Here is a 23,508-nt window from a genome sequence, read left to right on the forward strand (position 1 = left end):
TGAAAAAACGCGCCGCAGAAGCGGCGCGTTTTTCATGTCCTGGAGACGTTATCCCTGGAAGCGCAGGTGGAAGCGGGCGCCGGGATCACCGGCAAAGACAATCGTTCCATCCTCCGGCAAGGTGACGGTGGTGTCGCCCCACAGGACGGAGGAGGCAGTCACCTGGCCGTTTCCGTCATACACCCAGAAACCGGAATTCTCCGGCACCTGCACGGTCATGGTCTTGCCGGCGGCATCGCCGACCTGATACCAGCGGGCATAGCCATCCGCCTGAATGGTGGTGTAGGAGGCGCCGGAGCCAGTGAACAGCGTGGGCGCTGCGGCCGCGTCCATGTAGAGGCTGCCCTTGGCGTTGATCCAGAGGACGCCGTCCCGCTCCTCCAGCTGGTAGTCCACGCCGTCCCGGCTGCCCACGCCGGGCACCTGGATCTCAGAGCGGGCGGTGGTCTCGTCCGCGATCCGGGCGGCGCCGATATAGCCGGGGATCGTTTCCGGAACCTCCGCGACCGCGGCGGCGTCCGCCAGCGCCAGGAAGGTCTGGGAGTTGTATGGCTCGTTCATGGGCAGGATACCCAAGGTGGCGATGCTGTCCCAGGCGGCGGCTACCTCAGGAGAGAGATCGTTCTCCGGCAGCTTCACGGCGGCGTAGTTGGCGATGGGCAGCGCCCCCAGGCCCGGCAGAGGGGAGACGGCCTGCTGGTACAGATAGGTCTGGCCGTTGCGCTCTTTCACAAAGGAGATGTAGGACAACCCGGTGGAATCCCGGAAGGAGCCGTCGCTGCAATAGGTGAAGGTCTGGGCGGGGATCGAGGTGGGATAGTTCAGGTAGGACATGGTCAAAGTGCCGTCGGCCTGGATATCCACCTGATACTGGGCGGAGGTGGAGCCGTAGTACCCGGCGTTTTCCAGCTGTTCCGCGGGCATGGCGGCGGACTCCGCCGCGGGCAGGGCCTTTACAGTCTGGTCCACGGTGACGCCCTCCTCCGCCAGAGCGGCGATGAGGATCTGATTGGCGGCCAGCTGGTCATAGGTGGACACGCCGCCGGAGCTGACCACAGCCGCGGCCATGTCATACTCCGGCAGGACCACCAGGCCGGCGTGGTAGTACAGGGTGTCACCGCCTTTCACCAGGGCCTGGATGTCGCTTTGGCAGAAGGGATACCACTCCATGTTGTCCCAGCCCAGGCCGTAGGCCAGGGAGTCCGGCTCTCCGCTTTCGGGCCACAGGCCCCGGCTGTACTCCGGATAGGCCATGGCGTCCAGAGAGGACTGGCGCAGCAGCTCCGTGCCGGTCAGGGCGCCGCCGAAGGACGCCAGATCGGAAGCCGTGGCATAGATGCCTCCGGCACCGATGGCGTTCAGGGCATCCTGGGGCAGGGCGCGGGGGTCGGTGCCCCGGTAGATGGGGGCCAAATCGTTGGCGTCAAAGTCCCCGCCGGGAGCAAAGGTGCGGTCCAGGTCCAGAGGGGCCAGGATATGTTCGTCCACATAGTCCATGAAGTCCATGTCAGTGATGGCCTCCACCACCAGCTCCGCCAGGGAGAAGCCGTCGTTGCAGTAGACGCTGAAGGCGCCGGGGTCCGCCGCCAGCCGCTGGGTGGAGAGCTTCTCCAGCAGGGTGTCATGGGCGCGTGTGCTGGCCTCGCCGAACAGCATGGCGTCAGAGAGGCCGGTGCCCAGGATGCCGGAGGAGTGGTTCAGCAGCATCCGAACGGTGATGTCCTTGTAACGCTCGTCCGCCATTTTGAAGTCCGGCAGATACCGGGTCACCGGGGCGTCCAGAGACACCTTGCCGTCCTCCGCCAGCTGCATCACCGCCACGGTGGTGTAGATCTTGCTGACGGATCCGATGCCGTACAGCTCGTCCCCGGTCATCAGGCGATTTTCGGACCGGGAGAAGGTGCCGGTCTGGCCGGTGAGAACGATCTCCCCATCCTGCCACAGGGCATATTGCAGGCTCTGGGCGCCGCCGTACTGGGCGGCGTAGGCGGCGGCTGTGTCCGCTGTGGTCTGTAGGTCCGCGGCCGCAGCTTGGGGCTCCGCCGCCGCGGCGGGGACCGCCAGGCTCACGGCCAGGAGGAGGGCCAGAACCAGGGCTCTCCAGCGAGTGTGAAGTACGTTCATAACAGTTCCTTTCCCGCCCCACAGGGCGTTTGTGCCGGACGCTCCGGCGAGATGACAGTGCCAGGATACACCTTCCCCCCAGGGGAAGGTCAAGTAAAAAATCCGGAAAGATCCGGTCCAACAGACGTTCCCGGGGACGGATACCCGTCCCCGGTGTCTGCCGGAAACACAAAGGCGGTGTTGAGCGCAGGACTCAACACCGCCTGATCTTCTGGATCAAAGCGCAACACAACGCCCACTCCCCGGGTTCGCACTTGAAAAAAGCGCACCCCGCCGGTATAATGGGAAATACGGTGCAGTCAGATGACTGTTGTGTTGAGTGGTCATGACACTCATCACAGGGACATAGCGGGTGGCCGCCCGCTATGCCCTGCCGCAATTTATGCTTCCGCATTCAGTTTAACCGATGGAGAATGGAAAATCAAGGGCTTTCCAGAGTTTCTCGCCATATAGAAAACGGCACGGCAACCGCCGTGCCGCTCTTTTTATGTCTTGCTCCGCCCTGCCGCCAGCATGAACAGCACGCCGATGACGCCGAAGACCAGGCACATCCCCAGCATGGCGTCGGCGCCGCCCCAGTCGATGGCGTACCCCGCCAGGAAGTTGCCGAACATGGCCCCCAGGCCGTTGGAGGCGATCATCATAATGGACTGGCCCTTCACCTGGTCCACCGGGGAGACGTTTGCGTTGGCGTAGTAGACCGAGGCGGGGGTGAACAGCCCGTACCCCAGCAGCTGGACGGGCTGCACCAGCAGGAGTCCGGAGAGGCCGGGGGCCAGCAGGAACAGCAGGGGCTTCACCGCCATGAAGCAGATGGACATCCGCAGGGTCCCCGCCGCGCCGAAGCGGCGGAACAGCGGCGTGAACAGCAGCGCCGCGGGCAGCTCCGACGCCCCCATCAGAAACAGTGCCAGACCCAGGTGCCCCTCGTCGCCGCCCCGGTCTGAGACGAGGTTCACCATGAAGCTGACGATGGGCATAATGGCCGCCAGGGTGAAGAACAGGCTCACCAGCGTCAGGGTGAAGGGGCGGCTGCTTTTCAGAATGTACAATATGGAGTGGGGCCGCTCTCCCCCGCCTTGGGCCTGCAAGGCATCTTTGGGAAAGGCAGGGTACAGGGCCACCACCGCGATCATCAGCACCAGCAGCGCCATGTGGGTCAGCAGCAGGCTTTCTGTTCCGAAGCGCACCGCCTGCTGGCCGCACGCAACGCAGGCCAGGGCATAGGACAGAGACCCCAGCCCACGGCTGAGGCTGTACGACATGTCCACCCCGGCGGCGATGAACTGCACCGCCATGGAGTCCAGCAGAGGATAGGCGTTCAGCTCCAGAATGCCCAGGGTCAGGAAGATCAGGGCGGTGCCCCAGAAGCCGGGGCGGGTGGTGTAGAATACCACATTCACCCCCAGGGCCAGCACCAGACAGGCGTTCAGCAGGCGTTTGATCGGCACCTCCGGGTGGCGGTCCGCCCAGCCTCCCAGCAACGGCTGAGCCAAAATGCCGGCAAAGCAGCGAATGGAGGCAAAGATCCCCGCCTCCCCGCTGGTAAAGCCCCGCCCCAGCAGCAGAGAGGTCTGGTAGCCCGCGAAGATGGCAAACATGGCCCAGTAGACCACGTGGACCAGCGTATAGGATACGTTCAGCCGCCGCAGAGAGGGGAATTCGGTCATACGGTCTCCTTTCCGGGAATCAGCAGACCCAGCAGGGGTTCAAAATCCACGCCCTCCCGCATAGGCAGGTCTTCCGCCGCGGTCCGCTCCGCGCAGGCACGGACGAACGCCGCCGCCTCTCCGGCGGCGGAGGAGAGGGACTCCCCCCGCACCAGGGCCCCGGTGAGGACGCTGGAGAACACGTCCCCGGTGCCGTGGAACTCATGGGCTACATAGGCGGTCTGAACGGCCTCCGTCTTCCCGGTGCGGGCGTCGAAGCAGACGGCGCCGGTCCGGCCGGGGGCCAGAGAGGCGCCCGTCAGCACCACAGACCGCCGCCCTCCCAGGCTCAGCCGCTCCGTGATCTCCCGGAGGCCCGCCTCGCCGGCGGGCAGCGTCTCATAGGGCTGGCCCAGCAGCAGCGCTGCCTCCGTCAGGTTGGGGGTGATGACGTCCGCCAGCTCCGCCAGCCGGGCCATGCCGCTGCACATGGCGGCGGTGTAGGTCTGGTAGACCCGGCCGTAGTCCCCCATCACCGGGTCCACCACCACCACGGTGTCCGGTCCCCGGAACCGGCAGATAAAGTTCTCCACCACGCCGATCTGCCGCTCACTGCCCAGGAAGCCGCTGTATACAGCCTGGAATGTCAGGCCCAAGCTGGCCCAGTGGTCCGCCACCTTGGACATTTCGTCGGTCATGTCCAGAAAGGTGAACCCCTCGAACCCGCCGGTATGGGTGGAGAGAAATGCCGTGGGCAGGGGGCAGCACTGGACCCCCATGGCGGAGAGAATAGGAATGGCCACAGTGAGAGAACACCGGCCGAAGCCGGACATGTCATGAATGGCAGCAACGCGTGGGGTCATCATGGTACGCTTCCTCTTTTCAATGGTTTTGAACAGACTGCATTTCATTGTATCGTAGATTTTCCTATTGTTCAAGAGGAAGAGATGTGATATACTGCAACTATCCCAGCATCATCTCTGCGGGTATGGTGGAATTGGCAGACACGATGGATTTAGGTTCCATTGGGCAACCGTGCAGGTTCAAGTCCTGTTACCCGCACCAGCTCGCCGCAAGCGTCATATCGCTTGCGGTGAGCTTTTTCATTTCATTGCAGAGCTTATCGTGCGCTCGTTCTGCTGCTTTTCGATTCCAAACTGAACCAACTTCACTGGGCTTCGGTTTGGGTCCGCCGCTTTGCGGCGATTTTATCTTACTCACGAGGTAATATCGACTCCAACCGGCCCTGCCATCAAAAGGGGCATCTTTTTGGGATGTCCCTTTTGACGGGTTTCGCTGTCCGGAGGGATGGCTCCGCCCTCCGATGCTCTAAAATACGCGGGTGAATGAATTTGCATTGCGCTAGGCATCCGCTTTCCGGGAAAACACCTGCCCGCCGCCCGTGCCGACTGGAAGGGCGGTGCTGAAAATGTGGATTTTGACCGAACCGTTCCCGCCCAAAAAGAACGATATCCAGAGGCCGCCGGTTTTTGACGTTCGGCGGCCAGAGAACGGCTCCAAACAGCCGGTCCCCTTCTGTGCTTCCACGGTCCCGCAGCCACTGCCGTGCCGCTGGCCGCGCCCTGATTGAAACTAAAAAAAGGAGACGCGCTGAAAAGCGCGTCTCCTTTTACAGCAGAGTTTGACCGTGGTGCATCCGGCACGGCAGGGCGGCGGATCAGACCTCCAAATTCCGGCCGGTCTCCCGGTCGAAGACATGGGCCACGTTCCCGCCGAAGGTGAACGGCAGGGCGCTGCCGGTGGCGGGAATCGGATGCCCCGCCCCCTGGAGATCCATGGTCTGGAGGATGACGATGGTGTCCCGCCCGCAGGCGTCCACGTGGAGATGGACCGCAGAGCCCATCATCTCCGCCACGTCCACAGTGCCCCGCACCGCCTGGGACGCATCCCCGGCCAGGGAGATGTGCTCCGGCCGGACGCCCAGCGTGATGGGGCCGGGCTGGACCTGCTTCCGGGCCAGGTTCGCCTGCTTGGCTTCGGAGAGTTCCACCCGGGCGTTCTCCAGAACCACCGCATAGCGGCCGTCTTCCTTCACCAGCTCCGCATCAAAGAAGTTCATCTGGGGCGTGCCGATAAAGCCCGCCACGAACAGGTTCGTGGGATGGTCGAACACCTCCTGGGGCGTGCCGATCTGCTGGATGACGCCGTCCTTCATGATGACGATCCGGTCGCCCAGTGTCATGGCCTCTGTCTGGTCGTGGGTCACGTAGATGAACGTGGTGTCGATCCGCTGGCGCAGCTTGATGATCTCCGCCCGCATCTGGTTGCGCAGCTTGGCGTCCAGGTTGGAGAGCGGCTCGTCCATCAGCAGGACCTTGGGCTCCCGCACGATGGCCCGGCCAATGGCCACCCGCTGGCGCTGGCCGCCGGAGAGGGCCTTGGGCTTGCGGTCCAGATACTCCGTGATGCCCAGAACCTCCGCCGCCTGATCCACCCGCTTGCGGATCTCCTCCTTGGGGTACTTCTTCAGCTTCAGGGGGAAGGCCATGTTCTCCCGCACAGTCATGTGGGGGTACAGAGCGTAGTTCTGGAACACCATGGCGATATCCCGGTCCTTGGGTGCCACATCGTTCATCAGCTTGCCGTCGATATACAGTTCGCCGCCGCTGATCTCCTCCAGGCCGGCGACCATCCGCAGGGTAGTGGACTTGCCGCAGCCGGAGGGGCCTACCAGCACGATGAACTCCTTGTCCGCAATGTTCAGGCTGAACTCCTGCACTGCCAGCACGCCCTCATCCGTAATCTGGAGGTTCGTCTTCTTCTCCTCAGAGCCCTTTTTCTTCTTGGCGGGTTCCTGGTGGGGATAGACCTTCTTGATGTTTTTCAGAATAACTTCTGCCATGATATCAGGCTCTGGAAACAGCGCCTCCGCAGCTGTTCCCTCACGGCCGGCCGGGGCCGGTCCGCCTCTGTGGCAGGTCTCCACGCTGCCGCACCGCGAGCCAGGCGGGGTTCTCCTCCTTTTTTCGTCCCGCTCCCGGCAGAATGTGGAGTGCCGGAGCGGACGGATATGTCGTATTTGACCGGGGACTCAATCCGGGATGGACAGGTATGTGCCCTCCATTGCGCCGCCGGCGCCTACTGTGAACGTCAGGGCCTGATGGGGGGCGGGACTGCGCCGTCCGGACCGGGCGGGCAGTCGGAAAAGTACAGCCGTGCGCCGCTGTCCGCCATCATCTGCAGGATGGCCGGATCGGCGCTGTTGTAGCGGCGGTCGCTGGATGCGCAGCACACCACCGCCCGGGGAGCGATGGCCTGGATCTGTTCTGCAGAAATACCGTCCCGCTGGCCGTGGTGGCCCACCTTGAAGAGGTCGGCCCGCAGGGAGGCGGGGTCCAGCCCTCCATAGCCCATGTAGTTGGTGTCGCCGGGGAGTAGGATCCGGGTCCCCCGGTACTCCAGCAGGAGGATCAGGCTGTAATTGTTCATGGCCGCGTCCAGCTGGTCCAGGCGCTGCCAGAAAGCGGACGGGTCCGCCTCCTCATACAGTGCCCGGCACGAGGACGCCAGCTTCTCCGCCTGTGCACGGGAGGGGCCCAGCACCCGAACCAAGAGATCCCGGCACAGCCGGAGCTCCATTCCGGCCAGAGGCCGGTGGCGCGGGCAGCTCTGCCCCAGGCAGAGGCGGCGGTAGTCGTTCAGGGCCCGGAGAAACTTGCTCCGGGAGGGCGTCAGGCCCTCCGCCGGAATGTCCAGCGTCCGCATGGAGCGGCAAAACTCCGGGGGCAGCGTCTGCCAGAGGGCAGCGGGAGGCAGCTTCTCCGCCGCGGGCAGCAGGCCGCACAGGTGGTCCTCATGGACATGGGTGGCTGCCATCAGGTCGATGTGGTCCACGCCCCGCAGGGAGAGGTACTGGTCCAAGGGGATACGGCCGGTGGCGCTGTCCCGGTACTCTTCTGCTTCGGCGCTGCCGCCGTCGATCACCATGACAAAGGTGCCGCCGGGGAAGGCCGGGTCGGGACATTCCAGCAGGGCGGCCTCCCCATAGCCCACGTTGACGAATGTCAGCTTCAGTTCTTCCATAGGCGCTCAACCCATGGCCCGCTTGATGTAGAAGCTGGACAGGATCAGCACCAGCAATGTCATCACGATGGCGCCGGCGCTGCCGAAGCCGAAGTCCAGAGACTTGATACCGTATGTATACAAGAACTGAGTGATGGTCGTGGTGGTGCCCGCCGGGCCACCGCCGGTGAGGACGTTCACCTTCTCGAACAGGCGGAAGGTGTCGATGGTCCGCAGCAGGGCGCACAGGGCCAGGCTGCCCTTGATGTTGGGCAGGGTGATGTACCAGAACTGCTGGAAGAAGCCGGCGCCGTCGATGCGGGCGGCCTCATACTGGTTCTCCGACACGGACTGGAGGGAGGCGTACAGCAGCAGAAACACAAAGGGGACGTTCTGCCACACGTCGATCAGCAGGATCGTGCCGAAGGCCGTTTTTGTGTCCATGAACCAGTTGAACACCGGCAGGCCCAGTCCCTTCAGGAACTGGTTGATGATGCCGTAGTTGGCGGAGAGCATCATCCGCCAGCTGAGGGCCACCGTGACGGCGGGCAGCAGATAGGGCAGGAGCAGCAGCGTCCGCATAATCTTCTGCCCTCGCTTGAGGGAGTTGACAAATACTGCGATCAGAAGGCCGAGGGCCATCTCCAGTACCACCGCCAGGATAGTGAACTTGATGGTGTTCCACACCGCCTGCTGAAAATATCCGTTTTTAAAGAGGGAGACGTAGTTATCGAACAGCACAAAAGAGGCGTTCTCCGTGCCCTTCAGGTAGTTGTAGTCGGTAAAGCTGTATACAAATGTGAAAATCAGGGGATAGGCCGTCATGACCAGCAGGACTATCAGGGTGGGCGTGAGCATTCCGATCCCGAACCGGTTTGTGGCCGCCTGGGCGCTATTCAGTTTTGCAATCTCGTTTCTCTTCATACATTGGCCTCACAAACTCGAGAGGTGTGGCCCAGGGCCCGGCTCCGGGGCTTTTGGAACAACGGCCGGGGCGCCAGACGGCGCCCCGGCCGGCCGTGTCATTTCTGTTTCAGAGAGGCTGGGCTCAGGCCATCAGCTGCTCCAGCTGCTCCTGGGCGTAGGCCAGCGCCTCGTCCATGGTCTTGGTGCCCTGGATGATGTTGTCCATCTCGGTGCCTAGGATGTTGGTGAACTCCGTCCACTCCTCGATCACAGGGCGGTACACGCCGGTCTCCAGAGCGCCGCAGACGGTCTGCAGGTGGGGATAGGTCTCCAGCACGGTGGAATCGGTCAGGCAGCTGTACCGGCAGGGCACGCCGTTGTTCTCAATGGAGGCCAGCTGCACCTCGGGGCTCATGACGTACTCCAGCAGCTCCAGGGCCAGGTCCTTGTGGGGGGCGTTGTCGGGGATGCCGATGCACCACACGCCCTGCAGGGCCACGGCGTCCACAGGCGCGGAGTCGTCGGTCAGCTTGGTGGGGATGGTGGTGTAGTTGGCAGGACCATCAGCAGTGGGGGTGTACCAGCCGGGCCAGATCTGGGCCAGGGCGGTCTCGCCGGAGGTCACGGAAGCCACGATGTCGTCCTTGTCCAGGGTGCTGCCCAGGGCGTACAGGTCCAGGTACTCCTGCATGGCGGCCTTGAACTCGGGAGTGTCAACGGTGGGGTTGTTGTTCTCATCCACGACCCAGCCGCCGTGGACAACCAGGTGGGGCAGGAAGTCGGACAGGATGTTGTCGGCGCTGCCGCCGCGGATCAGGAAACCGTTCTTGTTGGAGTCGGCCGCCTTGGTCTTCTGGGCGATGTCCATCAGATCCGCGAAGGAGTCGATATCCTCGGGGGCGTAGCCGGCGTCCGCCAGCAGCTGCTTGTTGTACATCATGACCGTCACGTTGCCGTAGTAGGGAGCCAGGTAGATGTCCTCGCCCACCTTGCAGATGGTGGTGGTGGCGGGAATGATGTCGTCATCAAAGCTGTATCCCATCTCGCTGAGGTTGGCCAGTACGCCGTTCTCAGTGAACTCGGCCATCCAGGAGCCGTCCACCATGCACAGGTCGTAGGTGCCAACTTCGTTGACGGCATCCAGGGCGATGCCGGTGTGCAGGTCGTCGAAGGACATGAGCATCACTTCGATGTCCACGTTGTGCTCCGCTTCAAAGGGGGCCAGGCTGGCCTCCAGGGACTCGCCGTAGGCGCCGCCCCGCAGGATCAGGGTCATCTTGGTGGGCTCGCCGGAAGTGCTGCCCTCGCTGCCTTCATCGGCCGTGTCCTCTCCACCGCCGCCGCAGGCCGCCAGAGACAGCGTCATGGCCAGCGCCAGGACCAGGGTAAGCAGTTTTTTCATTTCGTTTCCTCCTACTCTTTTCCGCTTGATGTTGTGTCAGGGATCGGAAGTGCGATGTATTTTGTTACTCTTTGACAGCACCGCTTGACAATCCGGAGATCAAGTAGTTCTGCGCAAAGATCACAAACAGGGTGATGGGGATGACAGACACCACGCCGCCTGCGGCCACCAGGCCAAAGTTGGTCAGGTTGTCCTCCGTGTTCAGCACCGACAGCGCCAGGGGCACGGTGTAGTTGCTGGGGCTGCGGGTAAAGATGACCGTGTAGGTGTACTCATTCCAGGCGTACATGAAGGACAGCATGGCTACCGCGGCGATACCCGGCGCCACCAGGGGCAGGACGATCTTGCGGAAGAGCTGCCACTCTGTGGCGCCGTCCACCTTGGCGCTCTCCTCCACCTCCTCCGGCAGGTCCTGGAAAAAGCTGATGAGGAACCAGATAATCAGCGGCACGTTGATGAGCACGCAGGCCAGCGTCACCGGGATCTTGGTGTTCAACAGGCCGATCTTGCTGAACATGGTGTACAGGGGGATGGTGAAGGCCACCGGAGGCAGCACGCGGACCAGCAGCACCCAATAGGTCATTGGCCGCTTCAGCCCGAAGCGGAATCTCCGCCGGGCCAGGATATAGGCGGCGCAGACTCCCACGATCAGCGACAGCACCAGGGAGCTCAGCGTGGTCTGCAGGCTGTTGATGGCGGCTTGGCCGAAGCCCTTGCTGACAAACAGGCTGATAAAATGCTCAATGGTGAGGGACTGCGGGATCAGGGAGATATGCCCCTGCATCTCCGATGTAGGGCGGATGGCCATGGCCACCAGCCAATAGATGGGAAACAGGGCGATCACCAACAGCAGGGCGCAGCCCAGGACTTTTCCCACTGTCCCGGCTCTTTTTCTCGCTTTCATATCCTCTCCTCCTCGTTTTTGCGCATGGCAAAATTCCCGCCGCGCACCCGCGGCATTCTGTATTTTTCCAAAGTACGGGTCAACTGGAGCCGCGCACCCGCAGCTCTGTGGGCACCACCGTGACCTGGGGGACGTCCGTCTCCCCTGCCAGCAGCGCCTGGAGCCGCGCCACGCTCAACTCCCCCATCCGGCGGCAGTCGATGTGGACGGAGGTGAGCTCCGGCTCCAGCATCCCGCAGGCGGAGCTGTCGTCCAGTCCCGTCACCGCCAGGTCTTCCGGCACCCGCAGGCCCAGGCGGAGGGCGGCCTTCATGGCTCCGGCGGCCATCACGTCGTTTCCGCCGAAGATGGCCGTGGGCCGGTCCTGCCGGGACAGCAGCTCCAGGCAGGCCTCTGCGGCACTCTCCACCGTGGGATCGCACAGCTTGATGTGCCGGGTGTCTGCCGGCAGGCCGTGGGCCTGGGTGACTTCCAGAAAGGCCCGGTACCGCTCTCCCAGTATATAGGGGGAGAAGCGCCCTGCCAGCATGGCGATGTTCCGATGACCCCGGCCGATCAGGTGCTCCAGCGCCTGGCGGACCCCGCCGTATTCGTCCGACACCACGCAGGGAATGTCCAGTCCCTGGATGCGGTTGTTTACCAGTACCACGGCCAGATCCCGGTTCTGGAGCTCTGCGATCATATCCGGTCGGGCATTGCCGCCCAGGATCACACCCTCCACCTGTTTGTTTTTGGAGGTGTTGGAGGCCGTGTCCCAGTCCGCAGCGGTGGAAATGACCAACTCAAAGTCACTTCGGTTCGTCTCCCGCATGATCCCGGTGCAGATGCCGGCGTAGAATTCGTCCAGGATCGTGGCCCCCTCCTTACAGATCAGGAAGGCGATCTTGTCCGTTCGCTGGCGGGCCATGGCCCGGGCGATGGCATTTGGAGAGTAGTGGAGCACTTCCGCTGCTTCAAACACCTTCCGGCGGGTGTCCTCCCGGACCCGCTCCGGATTGGAGAACGCGCGGGACACGGTGGCGATGGAAACTCCGGACAGTCTGGAGACATCATAGATGGTTGGATTCACGGTCACGCCCCTTTTCACGTAAGCGTTTTCATATTTTTCGTAGGAAAATAACAGTTTTTTTGTTGTAAAGCTTCCAGTGTTTTCCTGGATCAAGTCAACTTTAACACTTTTTTGCGGTGGAAGCAAGGGATTCTTTGTATTTAATGTACATTTTACACAGGTGTAGAAAAGCTCTAACATTCCTTGTATAGATCGGCAGAAATGTAACCGCTTCCATTAAAAGCACTTATGACAGATGATACTGCTCCGGGAATGTGAGAGGTGCTTCTCTCCAGGCTTGTCTTTTTCCCGCGCCTATATTATACTGTTCACGGAATTCTCAGGAAAAGAGCTGATGGGATGTACAGAGCCAGGTCCGCCCTCCGCCATGGGCAGATGTCCGAGGCATTTTCCACCATGGTTTTTCTGACCCTGTCCGGCGGGCTGCAGGACGCTTACACCTACTGCGTCCGGGGACAGGTTTTCGCCAATGCCCAGACGGGAAACATCGTTCTTATGAGCCAGCGGGCCTTTGCCGGGGATCTGGCCGGCGTCCTCCGGTATCTGATCCCGCTGCTGGCCTTTGCGCTGGGCGTCTTTGCTGCGGAGATGGTCCGCCGCCGCTGTCAGGAGATTTCCCGGCTCCACTGGCGGCAGATGGTGGTGCTGGCTGAGATCGGCCTGTTGCTGGGCGTGGGATTCCTCCCATCGTCCTGGGATGCGCCGGCCAACGCGCTGGTGTCCTTCACCTGCGCCATGCAGGTCCAGGCGTTCCGCAAGGTCAACGGCAGCGCATACGCCAGTACCATGTGCATCGGCAATCTCCGCAGCGGGGTGGACGCCTTCTGCGCCTACTGGGACACCCGGGACCGGACCGCCCTGCGGAAGGCCGGCCGCTACTTCGCCGTCATCCTCATTTTTGCCCTGGGGGCCGGATTCGGCGGCGTTGCCTCCCAGCTCTGGGGAACAGGGGCCATCTGGGCCAGCTGTCTGCTGCTGGCCGTCAGTTTTCTTCTGATGTTCCGGCAGGAGATCCAGGCGGAAGCGGACTGCTGAGGATGCGGGGAACGGCCTCCATCCGGATTTCACACCAATAATGATATGATGAGGAGAATGAGAACCATGTCTGAAACAGCCAAAATGCTCCATGTGAATCTGGCCCCCGGAGAGGCGGGCCGCTACGCCATCGTCCCCGGGGATCCGGACCGGTGCGAGCTGATCGCCGCCCACCTGGACAACCCCCGCATGGTGACCCGGAAGCGGGAGTTCACCACCTGGGAGGGCACGCTGGATGGAGAGCGGGTCACCGTTACCTCCACCGGTATCGGGGGCCCTCCACCGCCATCTGCGTGGAGGAGCTCCATAAGTGCGGGGCGGATACCTTCATCCGGGTGGGCACCTGCGCCTCCACCTGCGCCGACGTCCAGTGCGGGGACATCGTGGTGGTCAGCGGCAGTGTCCGCATGGACGGCACCAGCCTCCACTACCTGCCCATGGAGTTCCCTGCCGTCCCCAGCTACCAGCTGCTGAAGGCTCTGGAGGAGAGCTCTGTGTCTCTGGGCTTTCACACCACGGTGGGCGTCAGCATCACCAAGGACTCCTTTTACACGCAGGCGGAGCCGGAGACGAAGCCGGTGTCCGATGATCTGATCCGCCGCTGGCAGAGCTATGTCCGGGGCGGTGCCGTCTGCACCTCCATGGAGGAGTCCATCCTCTTCTCTGTGGGCTCCAGCCTGGGGATCCGCACCGCCTCCATCCTGGTATCAGCCACCAATTTCGACGGGTCCGTCTCCAAGCGCAACAGCGCCGACGTCTATCCCACCGACAGCATCCAGAAGCCCATCCTCTCCGCCATCGAAGCCCTGCGCCGGATCATCCGGCAGGACAAGGGCTGATCTCCCTCCGGATATCAAAACCGCCCCGTGCCGCAGGCACGGGGCGGTCCTTTTATATCACATCTCTCCGCCGTACTCCCGGCGGTATTCCTCCAGCTCTTCCGCGTCCCGGTCATCCAGGGCGTGAAGGCCGCCCCGGCCCTCCATGTGGTGGGTCAGCTCATGGGACAGGGTGGTGTACAGCTCGTCCTCCCATGTTTCCTGGCCCCAGTCCTCCCGCTCTGCAAGGGCGGCAAAGGAGCCGTAGTACAGGTTGATATACTGGCCCAGCAGGTCGTCGCAGTACTCCCCCAGGATATACATCTCGCCCTCCGGGAACTCCGGGTCCGGCTTGGCCTCCTCCAGCAGGTTGATCCCGCCGTTGAGGCCGTCGAACAACGCCGCCGGGAAACTGTCTGCCATGTCGTCCAGCAGGTCGTTCACCCGGTCGATGGTCAGGATCATGGCTGTTTCCCTCCTCACGCCTTGGGCACCTGCTTCATGCTGAGGCCGATGCGCTTTTTCTTCTCGTCCACCTCCAGCACCACCACCTGGACGATGTCTCCCACAGACACCACCTCCGAGGGGTGTTTGATAAACTTCTGGGACACCTGGGAGATGTGGACCAGCCCGTCCTGGTGGACGCCGATGTCCACGAACACGCCGAAGTCGATGACATTCCGCACCGTGCCCGTCAGCACCATGCCGGGCTTCAGGTCCTTCATCTCCAGCACGTCGGTGCGGAGGATGGGCTTGGGCAGCTCGTCCCGGATGTCCCGGCCGGGCTTCATCAGTTCCGCCGCCACGTCCCGCAATGTGGGCACGCCCACGCCGCAGTCCGCCGCCGCCCGGTCCTCGCCGTAGGTCCTGATCTGGGCGTTCAGATCTCCCAGCTTCCCATCCCGCACGTCCGTGAGGGTGTGGCCGGTGAGGGAGAGCAATTTCTCCGCCGCGGCGTAGCTCTCCGGGTGGACGGCGGTGTTGTCCAGCACGGAGCGGCTCTCCGGCACCCGCAGGAAGCCGGCGCACTGCTCAAAGGCCTTGGGCCCCAGCTTGGGCACCTTCAAGATCTGCTTCCGGGAAGTGAAGGGGCCGTTTTCCTCCCGGTAGGCCACCACATTTTTCGCCGTGGTCGCGTTCAGCCCCGCCACACGCTGAAGCAGGGAGGGGGAGGCGGTATTCACGTCCACGCCCACGGCGTTCACACAGTCCTCCACCACACCGTTCAAAGCCTCGTCCAGCCGCTTGGGGGCATGTCGTGCTGGTACTGTCCTACACCGATGGCCTTGGGGTCGATCTTCACCAGCTCCGCCAGAGGGTCCTGGAGGCGCCGGGCAATGGACACGGCGGAGCGGAGGTTCACATCGTACTGGGGGAACTCCTCCGCCGCCAGGGGGCTGGCGGAGTACACGCTGGCCCCGGCCTCGCTGACGATCATGTAGCTGACATGGGCGCCGGCCTCATTCACCTGCCGGATCAGCTTCACCGCCATCTGCTCCGTCTCCCGGCTGGCTGTGCCGTTGCCGATGGCGATGTGCTCCACGCCGTGCTTTCGGATCAGCTTTGCCAGGGCGGCGATAGCCTCGTTCTCCTGCCGCTCGCCGTAGGTGGGGTATACCACGGCGGTGTCCAGCACTTTGCCCGTGCCGTCCACCACCGCCACCTTGCAGCCCATCCGGTACCCCGGGTCCAGGCCCATGGTGACCCTGCCCTTCACCGGGGGCTGCATCAGCAGGGGCTTCAGATTCAGGGCGAACTGGCCGATGGCCCCCTCGTCCGCCCGCTCCGTCAGGTCGGAGCGAGCCTCCCGCTCCAGGGCGGGGAAGATCAGGCGGTCGTATGCGTCCTCCGCCGCGGACTTGATAAATTCCATTGCGGCGCTGCCGGGGACGATCACATGCCGCCGGACGGCCTGGAGGGCCCGGTCCCGGTCCAGCTCCACGCGGACCTTCAGAAAGCCCTCCTTCTCCCCCGGTTGACGGCCAGGATCTGGTGACCCTGAAGCCGGGAGAGGGCCTGGGAGAAGTCGTAGTACAGCCGGTAGACAGAGTCCTCCTCCACCGCCGCCTGGGAGCAGAGCTTTCCCTCCCGCTCCAGGAGGGTGCGGAGGGTCTTGCGGAGGGCGGCGTCGTCGCTGATGGTCTCGGCGATGATGTCGGAGGCGCCGGAGAGGGCGTCCTCCACCGTCTCCACGCCCTTTTCGGCATCCACATACCGGGCGGCCTCCGCCGTCGGGTCCGGGCAGTCCGGCCCCTGGGCAAACAGCAGCTCCGCCAAAGGCGCCAGGCCCTTTTCCCGGGCAATGGTGGCCCGGGTGCGGCGCTTCTGCTTGTAGGGGCGGTACAGGTCCTCCACCTCCGCCAGCGTCCGGGCGGCGTCGATGGCGGCGGAGAGTTCCTCCGTCAGCTTGCCCTGTTCCTCGATAGACCGCTTCACCGCCTCCCGGCGTTCCGCCAGGTTCCGCAGGTACTGGAGGCGCTCCTCCAGATTCCGCAGGGCGGTGTCGTCCATGGCGCCGTGAAGCTCCTTGCGGTAGCGGGCGATGAAGGGAATGGTGTTGCCCTCGTCCAGAAGGCGGACCACGTTTTCCACATGGCGGGGGTCTTTGTCCAGCTCAGATGCCAGTTGTTGAATGAGATCCTGCATGGGTTATGATTCTTCCTTTTCTACGTGAAATAGGGCGGCAGTCTGCTGCCCGGGAAATTCAGCTATGGGATAACCGGGCAGATACACCCGATACTGGGGGCGGGTGCCGCCGGATGCCGGATAGCGGTGAAGGGATCGCTGTTCCCAAAGAAGGGCTTGCACAACGGGGCGTGTGCGGCCACGTCCCCAAAGGACCGCTTTTGGATGCGCTCCGGTGCAGTGGTTCTCCTCGCCGGCAGGAAGCGGCATATCGGTATCTGCGCCAATCATGTCTGAGGTTCGGGTGCGCTGTTCTTTTTGCGGGGCGTACAGCTGCTGCCCCATGCCGGGAATGCTGGCGGCACAGGTGTGGCTACCGAATTACCTCTTCCTCTGGTCCGCTGCTGGGTATCCTGTCGGGGCAGCCCGTCCGTCTTTATAACCCTGGGGCCGTGCGGCCAACCAGATCATCTAAAGTGACGCCAAAATAGTCTGCCAGGGCAATCAGCCCTTGAAAATCAGGATAGCGCTTCCCCTCTTCATAATAGCGATAGGCCCGCACAGTAATTCCCAAATGGGCTGCCAGATCCTCTTTTGTGGCATTTTTTTCTTTTCGCAATTCCTGCAAACGCTCTGAAAATCTTTCCATATATTCTCCTTGACGGAACTTAAAGTTCCTAGTATAATGGGAACATAAAGTTCTTCGAGGTGCATGATTATGAACGACATCTTGTCTGCCATCTACCGGAATCTTCTGGAGAGCCGATTTTCAGCATCTCTCTCCTGCCCGGATTACCGGCGAGCTATTATACGGGTGGAACAGTGCATGGATGAGCTGCGCCAGGCACTACCTGCCGAAGAGCAGGAGCTGCCGGAGCAGTTCTGGGACGCCTGCTCCGACCTCCAGCTCCATGAGATGGAGGTCATGTTTCAGGTAACATGGACCGCGGCCCGGGAAATCTGATTCCTGTTTTACTTATGATAGAGCTTCTTCGTCTCGTACCGGGCCTCGCAGCTGACGTTGATGCCCAGGCGGCGCAGAAGGTTTTCGTCCACCTCGCTGAGGATCACCGTGAAGTGGGCGTCGCAGCCCCGGAGCTTGGGCAGCTGCTGCTGGGCCAGCTCCGCCAGGGGGTTGGTCAGGGCGGAGATGGTGAGCGCCATCAGCACTTCATCCGTGTGGAGCCGGGGGTTCTTGTGGCCCAGGTACTGGGTCTTCAGCCGGCACACCGGCTCCAGCACCTGGGCGGAGATCAGCTCGAACTGGTCACCGATGCCGCCCACGGCCTTCAGCGCGTTCAGCAGCAGGGCGGAGGCCGCCCCCAGGGTGTCGGAGGTCTTGCCGGTGACCACCCGGCCGTCTGGCAGCACCATGGCGCCGGCAGGGCCGCCGGTGGTCTCCGCCTTCAGCAGGGCAGCGGACACCGCCGGGCAGATGTCCGGTGTGACGCTCGCCTGTTGCATCACCAGCTCCAGCTTCCGCACCGGCTCGTCCCCGGCTTTGCCCCGCAGCCGCTCCACGCAGGCGGTGTAGTAGCGCCGCAGGATCTCCATGCGGCTGGCGGCGCAGCACACCGCGTCGTCACAGATGCAGTTGCCAACCATGTTCACTCCCATGTCCGTGGGGACTGGTAGGGGGACGTGCCCTGGATCTTCTCAAAGATGGCGTTCAGCACCGGGAAGATCTCCACATCCCGGTTGTAGTTGACGGCAGTCTTGCCATAGGCCTCCAGATGGAAGGGGTCAATCATGTTCACGTCGTTCAGATCCGCCGTGGCCGCCTCGTAGGCCAGATTCACCGGATGCTTGAGGGGCAGGTTCCAGATGGGGAAGGTCTCGAACTTGGCGTAGCCCGCAGCGATGCCCCGCTTGTAGTCGTGGTAGAGCTGGGAGAGGCAGGTGGCCATCTTGCCGCTGCCGGGGCCCGGCGCCGTCACCACCACCAGCGGGTGCGTGGTCTCCACATACTCATTCTTTCCAAGGCCCTCGTCGCTGACAATGTGCTGCACGTCGGAGGGGTAGCCCGCGATGGGATAGTGGCGGTAGCACCGGATGCCCAGGGTGGTCAACCGCTTCAAAAAGGCGTCCGCCGCCCCCTGGCCGCTGTACCGGCTCATCACCACGCCGCCCACATAGAAGCCCATGCCCCGGAAGATGTCGATCAGCCGCAGCACGTCGTCGTCATAGGTGATGCCCAGGTCCCCCGGACCTTGTTTTTCTCGATGTCTGCGGCGTTAATGGCAATGAGGATCTCCACGTCGTCCTGCAGCTGCTGGAGCATCCGGATCTTGCTGTCCGGCTCGAATCCCGGCAGCACCCGGGAGGCGTGGTAGTCGTCGAACAGCTTGCCGCCGAACTCCAGATACAGCTTGCCGCCGAACTGGGCGATGCGCTTTTTGATCTGCTCGGACTGGGTGGTGAGGTACTTCTGATTGTCAAAACCGATGGCCGGCATACGATCTTCCCCTTTTCTCTCTGGTTGTTCAAAATCCGGTGATAGTATACCACACCCTGTCCCGTTTTGGAAGTGGAGAACCAAGGCTTTTCCGCCGCGCCCTGCATCTTGCAGGCGTCCAGCTCCCATGGTACAATCAGCGGAGAATTTGCAGGGAGGGGATCCAGATGCGCAACACCTTTGACCGCTTCAATGGCCGGCACCAGGACTATCAGGCCGCCAGACCTTCTTATGCCCAGGAATTCCTGGACTGGCTGGGAGAGCTGTACGCGCCGCCGGAGCGCTATACAGCGGCGGACATCGGATCCGGCACCGGCAAGCTCTCCGCCCAGCTGCTGGCAGCGGGCTTCCGCGTCTGCGGCGTGGAGCCGAATCCGGATATGCGGGGGGCGGCGGAGGCGCTTCTGGGCGGCGATCCCCGGTTCTCCTCCTCAAATGGAACGGACCATGATACCGGGCTGCCGGACCGGTCCGTGGACATGGTCGCAGCGGCCCAGGCCTTCCACTGGTTCGACGGTCCTGCCTTTGCGCGGGAGTGCCGCCGGATCCTGCGTCCCGGCGGGCGGGCCGTTCTCGTCTGGAACGTCCGTGGGTCTGCACCGGTGAACCAGGCCTTGGCCCAGGTCTTTCGGGAGCACTGCCCGAGCTTTCACGGATTCACCGGCGGGATGGGGGAGGACGACCCCCGCATCCGGGATTTTTTCGGCGGGGCGTATGAAAAGCGGCGGTTCCCCAATCCCCTGACGCTGGACCGGGACCGATTCCTCCGGCGGTGCTTTTCCAGCTCCTATGCCCTGCGGGAGGGAGACGCGGATTACGAAGCCTTTCGGGCGGCGCTGGAGGCGCTGTTCGACACTTTCGCCTCCGGCGGGCAACTGATTCAGCCCAACGAGACTGTGGCCTATGTGGGGATCCCCGCCGCTCCCCAGGGATGAGGCATTTCCAGAATTGAAAGGTCGACCTTATCAGAAAAAATAATGCTTATTATTACAAGTTCAGGCTTTACTTATGGAAAATCAGCCGATATAATAACTAAGGTTGGGCATCTTTGGAGAAAAGGTCGACCTGACCGGAGTGTCTGTAAATCAAAACCGGGAGGTTTTTGGATATGTCAAATTGTGCCATCGTGGGAATCAACTGGGGAGACGAGGGCAAGGGCCGCATGGTAGACCTGGTGACCGCGGACTACGACGTGGTGGTCCGCTATCAGGGCGGCGGCAACGCCGGCCATACCGTGGTGAACGAGTTCGGCAAGTTTGCCCTGCACCTGCTGCCCTCCGGCATCTTCCGCAAGGGTGTGGTGAACATCCTGGGCAACGGCGTGGCTCTGGATTGCGAGAGCCTGTGGACCGAGATGTCCGACGTCATGGACCAGGGCGTGGCCATCACGCCGGAGAACCTGAAAATCAGCGACCGGGCGTCCCTGCTGCTGCCCTGGCACCGGGACCTGGACTCCCTGGAGGAGGCCCGCCTGGCGGACAAGAAGTACGGCTCCACCAAGCAGGGCATCGCCCCGTTCTATTCGGACAAGTACCAGAAGAAGACCATCATGGCCGGCGAGCTGCTGTACCCGGAAAAGCTCTGGGACCATCTGGCGGGCATTCTGGAGTGGAAGAACCTGACGCTGGAGCGGGTCTACGGCGCCAAGCCCTACACCATGGATGACCTGAAGGCATGGGTGACGGAGTTTGGCGAGAAGATCAAGCCCTTCATCTGCGACACCGGCGCCTTCCTGCGCCAGGCCCAGGCCGAGGGCAAGCACATCCTGTTTGAGGCCCAGCTGGGCTCCCTGCGGGATCTGGACTACGGCATTTACCCCTACACCACCTCCTCCAACCCCATTGCGGCGTATGCCCCTGTGGGCTCCGGCCTGCCCACCGCCAAGCTGGACAAGATCATCGGTGTGGTGAAGGCATACTCCTCCTGCGTGGGAGAGGGCCCCTTCACCTGCGAGTGGTTCGGTGAAGAGGCGGAGAAGCTGCGGGAGGCCGGCGGTGAGTACGGCGCCAAGACCGGCCGGCCCCGCCGGGTGGGTCCCATCGACATCGTGGCCACCCGCTATGGCATCCAGTGCCAGGGAGCCACGGACATCGCCCTGACCAAGCTGGATGTGCTCAGCTACATGGATGAGATCCCCATCTGCGCCCGATATGAGCTGAACGGGCAGGAGACCGACGCGTTCCCCTTCCCCGCCGTGCTGCCGGACGCCAAGCCCGTCATGACTGCCATGCCCGGCTGGAAGTGCGACATCTCCGGCGTCCGGAAGTGGGAGAACCTGCCGGAGGCGGCCCGGAACTATGTGGAATACGTGGAGCGGGAGATCGGCTGCCATATCACCTATGTGTCTGTGGGACCGGAAAGAGATTCCATCATCATTCGGTGAGGAGGAAATCCGATGCTGTTTGCCGTATTCGGGTGGATCGCGTTGGCAGGTGCCCTCTGCTGGCCGTTTCTCCTTTACCGGATCATTTCAAAAGCATCGAAGGATCGTTCCGCGGGTGTCGAGTGTTTCCTGTTGGCACTGCTCAGCCTGGATTTTTGTCTCTGGCTGTTTACAGTTTTTACCGCACTCCCTGCTTCATAAATGCTTCGCCTCCGGCGAAACAGATCGTACCCTCTGGAGGCACCCATGCCGGTGCCTCCTAAACTTTTGAGCGAAAGAAAGGTGGACCTCTTATGTCCAAAGAACGTTACGAATCCCCCTGGCGTCCCGGTACGCCTCGGCGTTCATGCTGCACCTGTTCTCCCCCGACATGCGCTTTGAGACCTGGAGGCGGCTGTGGGTGGCCCTGGCCCGGGCCGAGCGCAATCTGGGCCTGCCCGTCACCGCGGAGCAGGTGGCGGAGCTGGAGGCCCACATCACCGACATCGACTATGAGACGGCTTCGGCGCGGGAGAAGGAGGTCCGCCACGACGTGATGGCCCACGTCTACACCTACGGCAAGGCGGCCCCCTCCGCCGCGGGGATCATCCACCTGGGGGCCACCAGCTGCTATGTCACCGACAACGCGGATCTCATCATCTACCGGGAGGGCCTGCGGTATCTCCGGGGAGAGCTGCTGGCTGTGGTGGCGAACCTCAGTAAATTTGCAGAGCAATACAAGGCCACCCCCACCCTGGGCTATACCCACTATCAGCCCGCCCAGCTGGTGACGGTGGGCAAGCGGGCCACCCTCTGGATGCAGGACCTGCTCTCCGACCTGGAGGAGCTGGACTTCGTCCTGGACCACATGAAGTTCCTGGGCTGCCGGGGCACCACCGGCACAGAGGCCAGCTTTATGGACCTGTTCGATGGAGACGGCGCCAAGATTGACGAGATGAACCGGCAGATCGCCGCAGAATTCGGTTTTGAGCAGTGTTATGCCGTCTGTGGCCAGACCTATCCCAGAAAGGCGGACAGCCGCATCCTGAACTGCCTCTCCGCCATTGCCCAGAGCTGCTACCGCATGGCCAACGACATCCGCCTTCTCCAGCACGACCGGCAGGTGGAGGAGCCCTTTGAGAAGAACCAGATCGGCTCCTCTGCCATGGCCTACAAGCGCAATCCCATGCGGTCCGAGCGGATCTGCTCTCTCAGCCGCTACCTGATGGCGGACGCCATGAACGCCCCCATGACCGCCTCCGTCCAGTGGTTGGAGCGGACCCTGGACGACTCCGCCAACCGCCGCATCTCCATGCCAGAGGGCTTCCTCTGCGCCGACGCCATCCTGCGTCTCAGTCAGAACGTCACCGACGGGCTCCACGTCAACGAGAAGATCGTGGACCGGACCTGCCGGGAGTACCTGCCCTTCATTGCTACGGAGAACCTGATGATGGAGGGCGTCAAGCGGGGCGGCGACCGGCAGGCGCTCCACGAGATCATCCGCACCTGCTCCATGGCCGCCACCGCCCGGATGAAGGAGGGGGAGCCCTGCGACCTGCTCTCCCGCCTGGCGGCGGAGCCTGCCTTCGGCATGACCGAGGCGGAGATGGAGGCCGTGCTGGACCCGAAGCTGTACATCGGCCGCTGTCCGGAGCAGGTGGACGCCTTCCTGGCCCAGGTGAGGCCCCTGCTCTCCGGCGCCAGCCGGGAAGTCCCGGAGATCAGTCTCTGACCGTTTCATACCGTCCGGGCGCCCTGCCCGCCGTGCCTGCGGCGGGAGGGGCGCCGGAACGCTTTTCAGGCGGAACCCCTTCGGCTGTCCCGGAGCGGAGGAGCCGGGAAGGCTGCCGGAAATGGAATGCCGATTTTGTGGGTTTTGACGTTGACAGTGCGCTGCTGGCGGTGATACACTGCTACCATCGCTTTCGAGATCGAGGCCAAATCCAACCATCAGAAGGCATTGATGGAGAAAAGGATCGTGGAAATTCCGGTTCAGTGAGCGGGGGCAGTGGGAAGCCCGTACAAAGAGTCCGCGGGAAGAAGACTCTGCAGCTGCATTCCGAACGCGGATCTCCGCTAGTAAGTGCGACGAGTTGTGATCGTTATCTCACACGGGCTTGTTGGAGCTTTGAAAGG

General features: G+C 62.7%; 18 protein-coding genes, 1 tRNA gene and 3 pseudogenes. 8 read left to right on the plus strand and 14 right to left on the minus strand.

Features of this window, described 5'->3' with window-relative positions; all coding sequences use genetic code 11:
* Positions 1–48: 48 nt before the first annotated feature.
* From EIO64_RS10950 to EIO64_RS10960, 3 genes are all read right to left on the minus strand, one after another.
* Positions 49–2,124, minus strand: coding sequence for a serine hydrolase domain-containing protein (locus EIO64_RS10950; protein ID WP_136891344.1), 2,076 nt, complete (start codon positions 2,122–2,124; stop codon positions 49–51).
* Between the two features lie 485 nt (positions 2,125–2,609).
* On the minus strand, positions 2,610–3,794 hold the full coding sequence (locus EIO64_RS10955) for an MFS transporter (RefSeq protein ID WP_021750991.1): 1,185 nt from the start codon (positions 3,792–3,794) through the stop codon (positions 2,610–2,612).
* Positions 3,791–4,639, minus strand: coding sequence for a pyridoxamine kinase (locus EIO64_RS10960; RefSeq protein WP_036631223.1), 849 nt, complete (start codon positions 4,637–4,639; stop codon positions 3,791–3,793). The genes EIO64_RS10955 and EIO64_RS10960 overlap by 4 nt, the downstream gene beginning before the upstream one ends.
* A 116-nt stretch (positions 4,640–4,755) precedes the next feature.
* On the opposite strand from EIO64_RS10960, the gene EIO64_RS10965 reads away from it, so the two are divergent.
* A tRNA-Leu gene (locus EIO64_RS10965) sits at positions 4,756–4,838 on the plus strand.
* Positions 4,839–5,451: 613 nt separating this feature from the next.
* On the opposite strand, the gene EIO64_RS10970 is transcribed toward EIO64_RS10965, so the two are convergent.
* The 6 genes from EIO64_RS10970 to EIO64_RS10995 form a co-directional block, all read right to left on the minus strand.
* Positions 5,452–6,636: an ABC transporter ATP-binding protein gene (locus EIO64_RS10970; protein ID WP_021750988.1), complete on the minus strand. Its 1,185-nt coding sequence runs from the start codon at positions 6,634–6,636 to the stop codon at positions 5,452–5,454.
* A 248-nt stretch (positions 6,637–6,884) separates the two neighbouring features.
* Positions 6,885–7,817, minus strand: coding sequence for a ComEC/Rec2 family competence protein (locus EIO64_RS10975; protein ID WP_136891345.1), 933 nt, complete (start codon positions 7,815–7,817; stop codon positions 6,885–6,887).
* A 6-nt stretch (positions 7,818–7,823) separates the two neighbouring features.
* Entirely contained in the window at positions 7,824–8,720 is an 897-nt protein-coding gene (locus EIO64_RS10980) for a carbohydrate ABC transporter permease (RefSeq protein ID WP_021750986.1), read from the minus strand.
* Positions 8,721–8,844: 124 nt separating this feature from the next.
* Positions 8,845–10,104 (minus strand): extracellular solute-binding protein, encoded by a 1,260-nt coding sequence (locus EIO64_RS10985; RefSeq protein WP_021750985.1) that lies wholly within the window; start codon positions 10,102–10,104, stop codon positions 8,845–8,847.
* 64 nt (positions 10,105–10,168) lie between these two features.
* Positions 10,169–11,008 (minus strand): carbohydrate ABC transporter permease, encoded by an 840-nt coding sequence (locus EIO64_RS10990; RefSeq protein WP_119310392.1) that lies wholly within the window; start codon positions 11,006–11,008, stop codon positions 10,169–10,171.
* A 79-nt stretch (positions 11,009–11,087) separates the two neighbouring features.
* Positions 11,088–12,077: a LacI family DNA-binding transcriptional regulator gene (locus EIO64_RS10995; protein ID WP_036628089.1), complete on the minus strand. Its 990-nt coding sequence runs from the start codon at positions 12,075–12,077 to the stop codon at positions 11,088–11,090.
* A 339-nt stretch (positions 12,078–12,416) separates the two neighbouring features.
* On the opposite strand from EIO64_RS10995, the gene EIO64_RS11000 reads away from it, so the two are divergent.
* Both EIO64_RS11000 and EIO64_RS11005 read left to right on the plus strand, forming a co-directional pair.
* A complete protein-coding gene (locus EIO64_RS11000) occupies positions 12,417–13,112 on the plus strand; it encodes a YoaK family protein (protein WP_021750982.1) in 696 nt (231 codons plus the stop codon).
* Positions 13,113–13,196: 84 nt separating this feature from the next.
* Positions 13,197–13,951 (plus strand): annotated as a pseudogene (locus EIO64_RS11005) (nucleoside phosphorylase).
* A 57-nt stretch (positions 13,952–14,008) separates the two neighbouring features.
* Here the strand turns inward: EIO64_RS11005 and EIO64_RS11010 are convergent.
* The 4 genes and pseudogenes from EIO64_RS11010 to EIO64_RS11025 all read right to left on the minus strand — a co-directional run bounded on the left by EIO64_RS11010 (position 14,009) and on the right by EIO64_RS11025 (position 17,204).
* A complete protein-coding gene (locus tag EIO64_RS11010; protein ID WP_119310395.1) occupies positions 14,009–14,395 on the minus strand; it encodes a metallopeptidase family protein in 387 nt (128 codons plus the stop codon).
* Between the two features lie 14 nt (positions 14,396–14,409).
* Positions 14,410–16,576: pseudogene (locus EIO64_RS11015) on the minus strand (Tex family protein).
* 3 nt (positions 16,577–16,579) lie between these two features.
* Positions 16,580–16,900, minus strand: a complete 321-nt coding sequence (locus EIO64_RS11020) for a hypothetical protein (RefSeq protein WP_158629769.1) — start codon at positions 16,898–16,900, stop codon at positions 16,580–16,582.
* Positions 16,901–16,991: 91 nt separating this feature from the next.
* On the minus strand, positions 16,992–17,204 hold the full coding sequence (locus EIO64_RS11025; RefSeq protein ID WP_119310397.1) for a helix-turn-helix domain-containing protein: 213 nt from the start codon (positions 17,202–17,204) through the stop codon (positions 16,992–16,994).
* Between the two features lie 69 nt (positions 17,205–17,273).
* Between EIO64_RS11025 and EIO64_RS11030 the strand changes: the two genes are divergently transcribed.
* Complete coding sequence (locus EIO64_RS11030) at positions 17,274–17,519, plus strand: DUF6809 family protein (RefSeq protein WP_136891346.1); 246 nt, start codon at positions 17,274–17,276, stop codon at positions 17,517–17,519.
* A gap of 8 nt (positions 17,520–17,527) precedes the next feature.
* Here the strand turns inward: EIO64_RS11030 and EIO64_RS11035 are convergent.
* Positions 17,528–19,010, minus strand: a pseudogene (locus EIO64_RS11035) (DUF1846 domain-containing protein).
* Positions 19,011–19,177: 167 nt separating this feature from the next.
* Here EIO64_RS11035 and EIO64_RS11040 point away from each other — a divergent pair.
* The 4 genes from EIO64_RS11040 (at position 19,178) to purB (ending at position 23,104) form a co-directional block, all read left to right on the plus strand.
* Positions 19,178–19,945 carry a class I SAM-dependent methyltransferase gene (locus EIO64_RS11040; protein ID WP_136891347.1) on the plus strand — a complete coding sequence of 256 codons (768 nt, stop codon included), beginning with the start codon at positions 19,178–19,180 and terminating at the stop codon, positions 19,943–19,945.
* A gap of 173 nt (positions 19,946–20,118) precedes the next feature.
* Positions 20,119–21,393: an adenylosuccinate synthase gene (locus tag EIO64_RS11045; RefSeq protein ID WP_021750975.1), complete on the plus strand. Its 1,275-nt coding sequence runs from the start codon at positions 20,119–20,121 to the stop codon at positions 21,391–21,393.
* Positions 21,394–21,405: 12 nt separating this feature from the next.
* Positions 21,406–21,594: a hypothetical protein gene (locus EIO64_RS11050; RefSeq protein WP_136891348.1), complete on the plus strand. Its 189-nt coding sequence runs from the start codon at positions 21,406–21,408 to the stop codon at positions 21,592–21,594.
* Between the two features lie 145 nt (positions 21,595–21,739).
* A complete protein-coding gene (purB, locus tag EIO64_RS11055) occupies positions 21,740–23,104 on the plus strand; it encodes an adenylosuccinate lyase (RefSeq protein WP_136891349.1) in 1,365 nt (454 codons plus the stop codon).
* Positions 23,105–23,508 lie beyond the last annotated feature (404 nt).

It is taken from the genome of Dysosmobacter welbionis (assembly GCF_005121165.3).
Lineage (GTDB): Bacteria > Bacillota > Clostridia > Oscillospirales > Oscillospiraceae > Oscillibacter > Oscillibacter welbionis.

Excerpts from the sequence above, each read along its gene's own strand:
- EIO64_RS11050 (WP_136891348.1), top strand. The coding sequence starts at position 21,406 with ATGCTGTTTGCCGTATTCGGGTGGATCGCGTTGGCAGGTGCCCTCTGC.
- EIO64_RS10960 (WP_036631223.1), bottom strand. The coding sequence starts at position 4,639 with ATGATGACCCCACGCGTTGCTGCCATTCATGACATGTCCGGCTTCGGC.
- EIO64_RS10975 (WP_136891345.1), bottom strand. The coding sequence starts at position 7,817 with ATGGAAGAACTGAAGCTGACATTCGTCAACGTGGGCTATGGGGAGGCC.
- EIO64_RS11025 (WP_119310397.1), bottom strand. The coding sequence starts at position 17,204 with ATGGAAAGATTTTCAGAGCGTTTGCAGGAATTGCGAAAAGAAAAAAAT.
- EIO64_RS10950 (WP_136891344.1), bottom strand. The coding sequence starts at position 2,124 with ATGAACGTACTTCACACTCGCTGGAGAGCCCTGGTTCTGGCCCTCCTC.
- EIO64_RS11000 (WP_021750982.1), top strand. The coding sequence starts at position 12,417 with ATGTACAGAGCCAGGTCCGCCCTCCGCCATGGGCAGATGTCCGAGGCA.
- EIO64_RS10970 (WP_021750988.1), bottom strand. The coding sequence starts at position 6,636 with ATGGCAGAAGTTATTCTGAAAAACATCAAGAAGGTCTATCCCCACCAG.
- EIO64_RS11010 (WP_119310395.1), bottom strand. The coding sequence starts at position 14,395 with ATGATCCTGACCATCGACCGGGTGAACGACCTGCTGGACGACATGGCA.
- EIO64_RS10955 (WP_021750991.1), bottom strand. The coding sequence starts at position 3,794 with ATGACCGAATTCCCCTCTCTGCGGCGGCTGAACGTATCCTATACGCTG.
- EIO64_RS11030 (WP_136891346.1), top strand. The coding sequence starts at position 17,274 with ATGAACGACATCTTGTCTGCCATCTACCGGAATCTTCTGGAGAGCCGA.
- EIO64_RS10985 (WP_021750985.1), bottom strand. The coding sequence starts at position 10,104 with ATGAAAAAACTGCTTACCCTGGTCCTGGCGCTGGCCATGACGCTGTCT.
- EIO64_RS11040 (WP_136891347.1), top strand. The coding sequence starts at position 19,178 with ATGCGCAACACCTTTGACCGCTTCAATGGCCGGCACCAGGACTATCAG.
- EIO64_RS11045 (WP_021750975.1), top strand. The coding sequence starts at position 20,119 with ATGTCAAATTGTGCCATCGTGGGAATCAACTGGGGAGACGAGGGCAAG.
- EIO64_RS11020 (WP_158629769.1), bottom strand. The coding sequence starts at position 16,900 with ATGGGGCAGCAGCTGTACGCCCCGCAAAAAGAACAGCGCACCCGAACC.
- EIO64_RS10990 (WP_119310392.1), bottom strand. The coding sequence starts at position 11,008 with ATGAAAGCGAGAAAAAGAGCCGGGACAGTGGGAAAAGTCCTGGGCTGC.
- EIO64_RS10980 (WP_021750986.1), bottom strand. The coding sequence starts at position 8,720 with ATGAAGAGAAACGAGATTGCAAAACTGAATAGCGCCCAGGCGGCCACA.
- purB (WP_136891349.1), top strand. The coding sequence starts at position 21,740 with ATGCTGCACCTGTTCTCCCCCGACATGCGCTTTGAGACCTGGAGGCGG.